Source organism: Cellvibrio sp. OA-2007, from assembly GCF_000953825.1.
Classification (GTDB): domain Bacteria; phylum Pseudomonadota; class Gammaproteobacteria; order Pseudomonadales; family Cellvibrionaceae; genus Cellvibrio.
Genome location: NZ_BBUL01000067.1, coordinates 16,904 through 29,347, shown reverse-complemented (window position 1 = coordinate 29,347; position 12,444 = coordinate 16,904). Strand labels below are relative to the sequence as shown.

At 47.4% G+C, this 12,444-nt stretch carries 6 protein-coding genes; 4 read left to right on the top strand and 2 right to left on the bottom strand.

Features of this window, described 5'->3' with window-relative positions:
- Positions 1-175 precede the first annotated feature (175 nt).
- Both AWU77_RS03230 and mgp130 read right to left on the bottom strand, forming a co-directional pair.
- Entirely contained in the window at positions 176-1,381 is a 1,206-nt protein-coding gene (locus AWU77_RS03230) for an AGE family epimerase/isomerase (RefSeq protein WP_062059208.1), read from the bottom strand.
- 36 nt (positions 1,382-1,417) lie between these two features.
- Entirely contained in the window at positions 1,418-2,599 is a 1,182-nt protein-coding gene (gene mgp130 / locus AWU77_RS03225) for a 4-O-beta-d-mannosyl-d-glucose phosphorylase Mgp130 (protein ID WP_062059205.1), read from the bottom strand.
- A gap of 456 nt (positions 2,600-3,055) precedes the next feature.
- Between mgp130 and AWU77_RS03220 the strand changes: the two genes are divergently transcribed.
- The 4 genes from AWU77_RS03220 to AWU77_RS03205 all read left to right on the top strand — a co-directional run bounded on the left by AWU77_RS03220 (position 3,056) and on the right by AWU77_RS03205 (position 12,189).
- A complete protein-coding gene (locus tag AWU77_RS03220; protein WP_062059202.1) occupies positions 3,056-4,075 on the top strand; it encodes a LacI family DNA-binding transcriptional regulator in 1,020 nt (339 codons plus the stop codon).
- Positions 4,076-4,504: 429 nt separating this feature from the next.
- Positions 4,505-5,233 (top strand): carbohydrate-binding domain-containing protein, encoded by a 729-nt coding sequence (locus AWU77_RS03215; RefSeq protein WP_062059199.1) that lies wholly within the window; start codon positions 4,505-4,507, stop codon positions 5,231-5,233.
- Between the two features lie 460 nt (positions 5,234-5,693).
- A complete protein-coding gene (locus tag AWU77_RS03210; RefSeq protein WP_084617981.1) occupies positions 5,694-8,954 on the top strand; it encodes a glycosyl hydrolase in 3,261 nt (1,086 codons plus the stop codon).
- Positions 8,955-9,048: 94 nt separating this feature from the next.
- The gene (locus tag AWU77_RS03205; RefSeq protein WP_062059194.1) at positions 9,049-12,189 is read left to right on the top strand and encodes a TonB-dependent receptor; all 3,141 of its coding nucleotides are present in this window, start codon (positions 9,049-9,051) and stop codon (positions 12,187-12,189) included.
- Positions 12,190-12,444: the final 255 nt, after the last annotated feature.

Genomic DNA, 12,444 nt, shown 5'->3' with positions numbered 1-12,444 from the left:
TGAAATACTGAAATACTGAAATACTGAAATACTGAAATACTGAAATACTGAAATACTGAAATACTGAAATACTGAAATACTGAAATACTGAAATATTTTCACAGCATCCGTTTACATTAGCTAGCCAGTAGCTCTGCAATTTCACACAGAAATCACTAACACACTCCAAATTACGTTAGATCCGACTCAAAAAGCAAATTGCTTCAATCATCGCGCGCCCGTTATGATAAGGACATTTCCAAAAGCCAGCTTTGTAATAGCAATTCTGATCTGGCGCATCCAGATTGGATAACCAAAACCATTCGCCATTTTGTTGGTCAATTTGGTACTGCTTGATAAATTCCCACACATTGCTTGCAGCAGCGTAATAGCGCTGATCATCAGTGGTGGTGTAAGCGTATAAAAAACCTACCAACGCTTCAGCTTGCACCCACCATACGGTATCGCCATTGATTGCATTGGTAGCAAAGTCGTAGGAGTCAATCACCTGCCCGTAATCGCCCACTGCCTCTTGTAGGGTGACCTCAGCGAGCTTTATCAGTGTGGGCGTCAATGTTTGCGTGTAGTCTTCATCGCCCAGTGATTCAAGTGCTTTGGCAATTAACCAACTGGCTTCGATATCATGACCATAGGTATAGCCGGGCGAAAAATCATTCCACTGCAAATCCATAAACATGCGCAGGTGATGATTGCTGCGATCAATCATGTACTGATCAAACATCTCAATGTTGTCTCTGAGCGCTGCATTTATTTCCCGTGCAGGATGCGCCTGATGCAAGGTGGTATAGGCTTCAAGAATATGCAAATGGGTGTTTTGCGATTTGGGATAATTCAAATCTTTTTCACTTAAGCGCAAGTCGTCAATTGCCATCCATTCGCGCGTAAAAGCTTCCAGATAACCTTGATTGACGCCATCGATACCGTAGCGCTCCACCAACTCAAAACACTCCAAAGCACGCGCAAGTGCGGCATCATTTTTGGTTAACTGAAAATAGGCAACCAACGCATAAATAGTAAATGCCTGCGCATAGATTTGCTTTTTTGTATTGAGGGGATTTCCGCTTGCATCCAGTTCCCAGTAAACGCCGCCGAACTCGGCATCAAAAAAATGGGCAACGATATAATCGTAAGCGCGCATCGCACATTCGCGATAGCGAGGGTCATCCAGCTCTTGTGCAACCTCGCTAAAAAACCACAGGATGCGCGCATTTAAAATAATCCCTTTGCTCGCCTCTTTTACGGGATGATTATGCGCATCAATTTCGCCATAAAAACCACCGCGCTCCTGGTCGGGCGAATGCGTCGCCCACCAGTTGGCAATTGCAATTAATTCCGAACGAAATTCCTGTTGCAATAACGCTGCATGATCTGTGGAATACATTGCTGCGCGCGTCGCTAACACCGAGTGATCCATCAACTACACCAACGCTTTCAGGATGGATAAATTCGCGCTGATCAATTCGTTGCGCACCGCGACCGAAGCGGCTGAACGCAGACCGTCTTCCGGGGTGTTTTTGCAGTAATCGACAAGCTTTTCTACAGTGGATGTCGCTACATGCATACGCGTATCGGATGAGGCGTAGTAAATAAATACCTCATGGTTTTCATTCACGATCCAGCCATTGGAAAAGGCTACGTTAGAAACATCGCCTACCCGCTCAGCGCCGTGTGGTGCAATAAAATGCCCGGCCGGGCGATGCGTAACTACCCACGGGCGCTCCAACTCCGTCATGAACATGTAAAGCACATAACGCAAACCGGCAGCGGTGTTGCGCACACCGTGCGCGAGGTTCAACCAACCCTCTGCCGTTTTAATCGGCGCAGGCCCTTGGCCGTTTTTCACTTCTTTGATGGTGTGATAAACCTTGCCGTCCACAATCACTTCCGACTTCACCTCGGCGTTGGCCATGTCATCTACCAGCCCCCAGCCGATACCACCACCGGCACCGACACTGATAAAGCCATCTTGCGGGCGCGTGAACAGACCGTATTTGCCATCGATAAATTCCGGGTGCAGCACTACATTGCGCTGCTGGCCGGAATGGGTAATCAAATCCGGTAAACGTTCCCAGGTAACCAAATCTTTGGTGCGCGCGATACCGCACTGCGCTTCTGCAGCTGAAGTGTCATTCGGGTGATTTAAATCTTTGCGCTCGGTGCAGAACAAACCGTAGATGTAGCCATCTTCATGCTGGGTCAAACGCATGTCATACACGTTGGTGTCGGGGCGATCTGTCTCCGGCAGGGTGATGGGATAATCCCAGAAGCGAAAATTGTCGATGCCATTGGGGCTTTCAGCAATCGCAAAAAAGGATTTGCGATCCACACCTTCCACACGCACCGCCAAAATATATTTTCCATTCCACAGCATCGCACCGGAATTAAATGCAGCGTTAACCCCTTGGCGCTCCATCAAGTGCGGATTGGTTTTTTCATTCAGGTCATAGCGCCAGAATATCGGAGCATGCTCTGCGGTGAGAATCGGGTTGTCATAGCAATCGTAAATGCCGTTACCGGAAGCTTTCACTGTATTCTTTTTTGTTACCAAAGCTTCGTGCTGTTGCAGTAAGGCTTTGGCTTTTTCATTAAAACGACTCATGTTTGATAACTCCACTCTGTGAAATTCACATTAATTCAGCACTTACACAGTCTTTTCAGACCAAAAAGTAACCGGTTACAGATCTAAAAAAATCATCTCTCTACAGATCCATGCTGCAAAAAATTTGCTTAGTGCATAGGAAATATTTGCCGCCCGTGCCTTTCAGCACCATCGCATAGGGTTGGTGAAATAGCTTTCCAGATTCATCAAGTAGGTCAGTGGCGCTGCGACAGCCATAGTGATTGAGATTTTGATCACACTGCAGATGAAATCGAGCGCCAACGAAACAAAATTTCGTGACAATCTTATGAAAACCACTTCACAAATGTAACCGATTACATTAGCTTTTGCTAGTCTCCCGATGAGGGGGCGAAGTAGATTTTCAGAAAACATGCAAATTTCTTATCAAACGTAATCTTCGCCTGCTCTTGCGTCACCTTATAAAGGTCGTTTTCTATGTCGGATATTCGCGATGTCGCTCGTTTGGCTGGTGTTTCAATCGCCACCGTGTCACGCGCTTTGAGCAACCCAGAAATGGTTTCAACTATAAGTCTTAACAAAGTTCACAACGCCATTTCACAGATTGGCTATCACCCAAATATGCTTGCGCGAAACTTTCGCTCAACCCGCAGCTATGAAGTAGTGACCGTGATGGTACTCGTGCCAGATATAGTCAACCCCTTCTATTCACTCTTTATTCGTGCGCTGGAAGACCGCGCGCAACAAAAGGGTTATGCAGTACTGCTGGGCGATACCCGCGGCGACCCCGAACTCGAAATGGATTACATCCGCCGCGTAGAAACCCGCCTTGCCGACGGCATAGTGCAGCTGCGCCCCAGTTTGGAAAAAAGTCAGAACAATATCCCGCCGGACATCCCCTGCGTGAATGCCTGCGGCTGCGAATACACTACCGGCCCGGCAATCCGTATCGATAACCGCGCCGCCGCCAAAACCATGGTGAATTATTTGATTTCGCTCGGGCACAAACGCATCGGTGTTATTTCCGGCCTAAAAGATAACCCCCACGCCATTGACCGTCTGGAGGGATATAAAGAAGCGATTGCGGAGGCGGGCATCCCCTTTGAAAAAGATTTGATTGCCGAAGGCGATTTCACCATGTGGTCCGGCCTCAACGCCGCCTTCCAGTTCTGCAATATGAAAGTGCGCCCTACCGCAATTTTTTCGATGAACGATGAAATGGCAATTGGCGCGATGCAGACGTTGAAAAATCAAGGTATTCGTATTCCGGAAGATATTTCAGTCACCGGCTTTGACGATATCGCCTACGCCAAGTATTCCGACCCAAGCCTGACCACGATTTCGCAACCAGCTGAAGAAATGGGCAAGATGGCGATGGACATGCTGTTAAAAGTCATCAACGGCGAACCCCTAAGCCAGCGCGAATGCGTACTGCCGACGGAATTTATTATCCGCAAAAGCACCGGGCCAGCACCGAAGAAAACAGGCGCCACCTAAAAAAAGCTCCGCAAAGCGGAGCTAAACAACACGATAACTACGTTCTAGAGGTGGAATCCAACAAGTGACGCCATTATCACCCGATAAAAACCACAACTCAAAAAAAGATTAATGTAACCGTATACATAATTCAAGTACTTCTTTAAATACTTAATTGCCTAAACCCCGTAATTTCAGCTTATTACTTAATATTGTAGATTAGGTTTTGTTGTAATCGGTTACAATTTATGCCAGCATTCCCTTGGCTTGCCCCAAAAAGCAACCTCGCGCAGCCCACGGGCTGAAACACAACAATAAAAGTAAGTCATCACAACAGCGATTTGTTTCTATCTCATCATCCTGCGCGCTAACTCATCTTTCCCTGGGAAATGAATGCCCGTGAGTACCCTAGCGCGCCATTAATAACGACGCTAATCTGGAGTGATTTCTATGAAAAAGTTATTCGCTTTTATCTCATTCGTTTTTCTAAGCTGCGTCACCTTTTCATCCCAAGCCGCGCAATGCGATTGGTATGGCACCACCTATGCACTCTGCACTTCCCAAGCAACCGGCTGGGGCTGGGAGAACAACCAAAGCTGTGTGGGTTACAACTCGTGTCCCAGCACAGTGGCAAGCTCCAGCTCATCAGGCACTACCAGCACTAGCGGAAGCTGCCCAACTAGCCTGTCCTGCCCAAGCGGTATGAGTTGCGGTTGCTATACCGTATCCGGCCTGGGAGCCAATAAAGTGGCCTACAAAAACGCTGGCGCTGACCGCCGGTTCCTAGCCTCTGCAATGATGGAAACCGAAATGATGGACACCAACTACACCTATGGCGATGGTAAATCCGGTGATGCCTTTAACGCCGGTGCCACCAAGCAGAACTGGGGCATGATGCGCCAGTGCTACTCTGCATGGAGAGGTCTGGGCGCGAATGATTATTCAGTATCCGCCGCGATGAACAATGACCGCAGTTTGGACGTGACTGTGTACAACACTTGTCGCAGTTACTTTGGCGATAGCTGGTTTGCCGGCCACCGCAATGGCTCTACAGGTTTGAGCAACCCCAATACGCAAGACATCAATAACTTCAAAATCGGTTACGAGTGGACTTACAACAACTTAAGCGGTCATGAAACGGACGACATCCGCTTTTGGGTAGATATCCCAGCGATTTAGTTTTCAAATTTCGGATCAGTTAAAAACGCCGCTTTTTGTTGTTACAAAAGGCGGTTTTCGCTTCCGAACGGCACAATACTGGAGATACTGATTGTCCGCCTTTTGAAATCTGCGTAACAATCAGTAACAAAAAAGTAACCGGTTACATAGAGAAACACCATGTCTCCGAATTACTACATAAGGAACCATCATCAGAATAAGGATATAAACCATTGATAATTAATAATAATATTTATCGGTGCCACCTTGCCCACTTGAGACTGGCAAAAAAAATCAAAAAAAAATTCTCGGCCACATTTTAAAATGTAATCGATTACACATGAAATGTTTACGGGCTGTGTTATTACCCATTCAACGTCCCACTAATGACAATACCTTCAGTCACTAGTCATTCTTTGCTTTCGCACGCCCAAGGAAGAAATCCAAATATCTATAACCATATAAACAATTGAGGTGACCAATGCTCATAGTAAAAACCCTAGCGCGAGTGAATCTACTGTTATTCACATCGCTATGTCTCGGACTGCTTCCCGCCTGCGGAGGTGGAAACGGATCAAAAATCAATAATGACGACGTGACTTACGTTCCCGAAACTCGACCGCTGGGCGTCATCGCAGGGGACAATGCCGAATATGAGAAAGGCCAAACCATTACCTTGTCTGGCCGCTTGGTAGGTACTGTTACAACCCAAGCCGTAAGGTGGGAACAAATTGGCGGTACACCTATTACCGGTGTTAGCGATTGGACTACCCCCAACCTGACCTTTCCCTCACCCGATGTAGATGGATTGGAAACCTTTAAATTCCGCATTTCGGCACGCGACAGTGCCGACAACATTATTAACGACGCGAGCGGCAACCCGCTGGTCGATGAGATTGAAATTCTGGTGTATGACCCTGCTGTCATTATCACTCTTGAAGCGGAAGATACGGCGTTCTCAACGCTGGTTGGCGGCGCAACACTGGTGAACAATGGTTCCAATTACATCACCGGTGCTGTAGGTTCTCACACTGCCGATATCACCCCCGGTGCCAAAGTCATTTATCAAATCCCTTCTGGTAGCACGGTTGGCGACAAAACGATTGGCGCTGGTTTTTACACGTTGTTTGTACGATATGCCATTCCTGCATCTTACGGTGGAAAAGAAGCCGTAGTGAAAACCAATGGTGTTGATGCCAGCGTGCAATTTCTTGCTACCAGCAGCTGGAACAATGCGCGTGTTGATGTCATTAAAATTAATGAAGGCGACAACAGCATCGAAATTGGCGGTGGCTGGAACTACTACCGCATCGACAGCATTTTATTAATTCCCGCCCCACAACCGACCAAACCTTTAGCCGTTGCACCGACACTGGTAAATGCAAACGCAACAGCAGCCACTAAAGACGTAATGACATTTTTGGTTAGCAGCTACGGTGCAAAAACACTGAGCGGCCAAACTGAATATATGGATTACAACGATCTGGGCAATAAAACCGGTCTGCGTGATTTTAACAAAGTGACTGAAATGACTGGCGGACAATCACCTGCAATTGTTGCTTTTGATTTGATGGATTACTCCAGCTCACGTATTAACTGTGGAGCAGAACCCGGCTTCCTCAGCGAAGACATGATCAGCGAGCACAACACCAAAAATGTGATTCTCTCTCCACTTTGGCACTGGAACTCACCGACCCAATTAAAAGATTCCAACTGCAGCGGTAGCGGTAGCACTGCTTGGTACTCCGGTTTCTACACCACCGCCACCAACTTCAATTTAAAAAATGCTTTGGCTGATCAAAACAGCGCTGATTATCAAGCATTGATTTCTGATATGGATGATATCGCTGCTGAATTGAAAAAATTTGCAGATGCTGATATTCCCTTGTTGTGGCGTCCACTTCACGAAGCAGAAGGCGGTTGGTTCTGGTGGGGCGCATCTGATGCGGCATCATTGAAAGCGTTGTGGCAATTGATGTATCAACGTTTTACTGAAGTGCATCAACTTAATAATTTGATTTGGGTTTATACCGCCGCAGGCTCACTGAGTGCCGATTGGTATCCGGGCGATGCTTACGTCGATATCGTGGGCTATGACGGCTACGATGGCAAAAACGCAGGCAATCCATTCAAAACACAATTCACCACATTGAAAGATCGTTTTGATGGCAAAAAATTAATTGCACTCACTGAAACCGGAACAGTTCCTGATATCGCCTTAATGCAACAACAAAATGCATGGTGGGCTTACTTTGTAACTTGGAGTTCTGAAGGTAGCAGCGAATACGGGCCGCAAAATGCCGACGCCGCTGAGGTAAAAGCCAGCTATGAATTTGAAGGCACATTGAATCTGGATGATGTTCCCGGTGGCCGCGCGAAAGTAGAAGCTGGTTTGTACGATGGTTTTGAACTTTCTGTTTCTGGTTGGGGCGCACAAATCAATTGGGGTGATGTGCCTGGTGCAATGGCGTCCAGCGGTTGGGCCGCCCAAGGTGGGCATGCATTATCGGTGACCAAAAACCTGAGCACAGTGAATGCACCTGGCAGTGTTGTACTGCAAGCCTATCCTCCTGGCGGTATTGATGTCGCTGACAAACAAACACTCACACTGGTCGCCCACTCGGCCAACGCTGGTACTAACACCACCGCAAAATTGTTTGTAAAACACGGCGATGATTGGGCTTGGGTTGATTCAGGCGCGGTGTCTACCGCAGGCGATGTAATCTTGACGATTGATGTATCTGCACTGGAAAAGCTTCAGGGTATTGGCGTGCAGTTCGAAGGTTTTGACCCAACCAGCACCATGGCTACGTTTGCGATCGATAAAGTCATGCTGGACGATGCAGTGCTCTATGACTTTGAACCGGCAATTTCTCCGTGGGAAGGCCAAGTGAACTGGGCTGCAACTGCAGGCGCGACCCTCTCAGGCAATTGGAAAAACACGGGCAGCCGATCTTTAGGTTTAATTAAAGATTTAACCAAAGAAAATGCGCCCAACAGCGTGATACTGCAAGCCTACCCTACCGGTGGAATTGATGTGTCCAGCAAACAAACCCTCACTTTGGTTGCTCACTCTGCCAATGCCGGTGCGGGTACCACTGCCAAATTATTTGTGAAACATGGCGATAACTGGGAGTGGTTGGATTCCGGTGCAGTCTCTGCAACCGGTAATGCCACACTGCAAATTGATGTTTCTGCACTTACTACATTGCAAGGTCTTGGCGTGCAATTTGAAGGCTTTGATATCACCAGCACTGCTGCTGGTTTCTATATCGATACCGTCAAATTAGATAATGAGGTGGTTTACGATTTTGAGGGCACAGGCAAGTGGGAATTCCAGAAAAACTGGTCGCCAGAAGCGGGAATCCATTTGGCAAGTGAGTGGAGCAAATCAGGCGGACTTGCTCTTGCTGGAACCACGCAACTACAAAACGGTGACGACAATATCATTCTGCAAATTTATCCAACTGGCGGAGTGTTATTAGGTGATGTCACCACGCTAAAAATTTCTGTGCATGCCGCTAACACAGGCAACACCACACAAGTGCAATTGTTCGCTAAGGATAAAGACTACGCCTGGAAAGATGGTGGTGCGGTTGCACTGGTCAATGGCAGTGCTGACCTGACGCTGGATATTTCCACTATGGGCGGCGAATTGAGTGGCTTTGGTGTGCGCTTTATGGGGCCAGTCAACAGTGCGACAGAATCAAGTTACTACATCGATGACGTTAGCTTTGAATAACTAAACAACTGACAAATTGGTAGCGCTCCGCGGAGCGCTACCCATCAGGTTAATTCAGGCTCCCAGGTAAACGAATTTAAAACAGGAACGAATTATGTCTTTCCCAAAACATTTATTTAAAAACAATCTTCTGTCCGTAGGGGTTGCACTCGCAACCCTGTACCCCGCTGGTATTGTACTCGCGCAGGACGCAGTACAAGAAAATTCACCAAACAACGTTGAAGAAGTGGTTGTACTCGGAATACGCAACTCCGTCATGCAATCTATCGATACCAAGCGCAATGCCAGCTCGGTGGTTGATGCGATTACCGCAACCGATATCGGTAAATTACCCGATGCGACTATCGCTGACTCATTGCAACGCGTACCTGGCATTCAAATTACGCGTACTGGCGGCGAAGGTACTGGCGTAAACATTCGCGGTAACTCCAATGTCACCACTACGCTCAATGGCGAGCAAATGTTGGCGGCAGGCTCTATCACCACCGTATCGCCCAACTTTGCCGATATTCCCTCGACGATGGTGTCAGGCATTGAAGTATTTAAATCGGCAGAAGCCAAAAATGTAGTGAGTGGCTTAGCAGGTACCATTAACCTGAAAACCAATCGCCCGTTTTTATTGGAAGACGGTTTTACTGCTGTGGGTAAAGTAGAAGCTATTCAAGGGGCTTTAGGTGAGGAAACCGATGGCTCCTACTCCGGTTTTTTTGGTTACAACAACGACGATAAATTTGGTGCGTCGTTGAACCTTTCTTACGGCACTTCTTACCTCGCCGATTATTGGAATGGTTCACAAGGCGGTAACGCTGGCCGCTGGTCAGGCTGGCGCAACCTTGCCAGTGAAGAAACCGGTTATGTCGCCAACAATGTTGACGTGAATGGCGATGGCGACAGCAACGATGTGTACTACACCTTTGAAGGTCATCAAGCTGCCAACCGTTTTATTGATCGCGAAAGAACCGGCATCAACGGTTCTATGCAATATCAAATTAACGATGCCTTCCAGCTGACAGGCGATGTTTTTTACACCAAGTTGGATGAGCATATTTACATGCAGGCGTTTGTGGCTGAGCAATCCTGGCAAAGCATTATCGGCTGGGCTAATCCGGATGAAGGCGCAACCGAGGCTTACGATAATATTATTCATCGCAACGGCGAAGCCATTACCCTGCCCGGCAATCTTTACACTATGTCGTCGGCATTGTGGCAAACGCGCTTGGCCAAAACCCAAAACCAAACCACGGCAACCGACAAAGAATCGACTAACACCAATCTGGAATTATCATTCGATAACGGCGGCCCATTAACTGGTAAATTGCGTTGGTTGCACGGTGAAGCGGTGGATGATTCGGCAAACAGCACTGTGGATTCCACGCTGACCGACGGCTCGCAAATCAATGACAAATATCGCCCCGCGAATGGTGATGAATCTTGGGCTAACCCTTGGGGCTATGGCAGCTTTAATGCCCTGCTGCCCAACGGCACTGAGGTAGATGGAACAGCGATTCAAGTCCCAATCCATATCGCCTACTCCGGTGGCAAACAACATTGGACTCTGCCCAGCAGCAATTTGCCCATCACCAATGCGGATGGCACAACTAGCACCGTCAATGAAACCTTTGGCAGCAATTTGGATCGCTACAGCGCCAAATCATCCAACCTGACCGGCACCTATTCCAATGCCGATATGGATGTACTCCGTTTGGATACCAGTTACGCCTTTGACTCGCCGTTACTGAACACCTTCACATCGATTGATGTAGGTGCACGCTACAGCGAACGCAACGTTGAAAAAAATGGTTGGATCGGCGGCGTATTAAGAACCAACGAATACGGCGATGCCTTTGTAGCGCGCTGGAAAGACACAGTATCGCCCGCACCAGTTACAGGTGAATCCTATATTGACCCGATTTCATTCACTGAATTAAACGAACTGGGAATGATTAAAGGCATTAGCGATTTTTATGGCACCACCGGTTTGGGCACTGTGTATTTCATCGATCCAAAAGCAATGGATAATCCTATTGCATGGCATGAAAAAATGTACGGCCCGCATATGCTGGTTGCCGATGCGGCCAACGTGTATGACCTGCAAGATCAAACCACATCCTTCTACCTTCAAGGCAATTTGGAAACTGAAGTTTTTGGTAAAGCGCTGCGCGGTAATCTGGGTTTGCGTTACATCGATACTGAATACACCATCACTCAAAGTGTTGCCGGCTCTGCGGCATCCACTGTGATCAACGGTGAATCCTATTTGCTTGGCCCAGGTATGGTGGCATCGGTAGGTGAATCGATTACCACGATCAACAGTTACGACGAGCTGCTGCCTGCGGTTAACTTGTCCATGGACTTAACTGATGAGCAGGTATTGCGCTTTGCCTTCACCAAAACCATCGGCACCCATGACACAGATTCACTGGGTGGAGGGCTCAATGTTAACCGCACCAACTCGTGCAATATCACTCGTCCGAATGGTGGTCCGGTTGCCTGTGCTAACTCGGGGTCGCAAATTGGTAACCCTGCATTGCTGCCTAATTTGCAATACAACGCCGAGCTGAGTTATGAGTGGTATCTGAATGACAGTAGCATGGTGAGCTTGGGCATGTTTTGGGTTCAAGGTTTAACGCAAATAGAAAATACACGTATTTATCGTTCGGACATTGCGGACGATGATGGTCAAGTGCGCGGTTACAACCCTGAAACCGGTCAATTCACTGGTGTAGTACCCATCGACTCTATTATCAGCTCTGATGAAAAAGGCGATGCTACACACGGTGTGGAATTTGGCTACAAACAATCGCTGGATTTCTTGCCCGGCTTCTGGAGCGGTTTTGGTGTGGATGCCAACTTCACTTACTCACCAAGTGAAGGTTCAGACCAAGATTACTACGGCGAAACCATGCCGGGCATTAACAACTCTGAATATCAATCAAACTTCGCACTTTGGTACGAACAAGATGGCATTCAAGCGCGCATTGCTCATAACTATCGCAGCAAAATGTATCTCGGTCGCACATTGCAGGGCGATTATCAATTCGCCTATTTTCAAAAACCGACCAACTATGTGGATGCATCTATCAGTTATGAATTCATTGAAAACATGACGGTAGCGCTGCAAGTCACCAACCTGACGCAAGAGCATCAAGAGTACTACAACCAATGGGAATCCAACGTTGATGCATCGTTCTACAACGAACGCCGCACCAGCTTGAGTTTGCAAGTGAAGTACTAATGTCTTGAACTACTGAGTGCAAGTGCTGCGTTAAACTTTCAACATCTGAAATTTTAACCAGTGCCTGTACTCAATAGCACCCTCCATTGATCCCACCTCAACGCCTCCAGCACGACATCTCGTCACCAGAAGTAACAAAAAATGTATACGGTTACACTCAGTAATAGTAATTTTGTAGAAAGCAGCAACATTGACCCACCTAGCAAATCTAATCATAAGCATATGATTTAAATGGACAATAATAGAAAATGCATA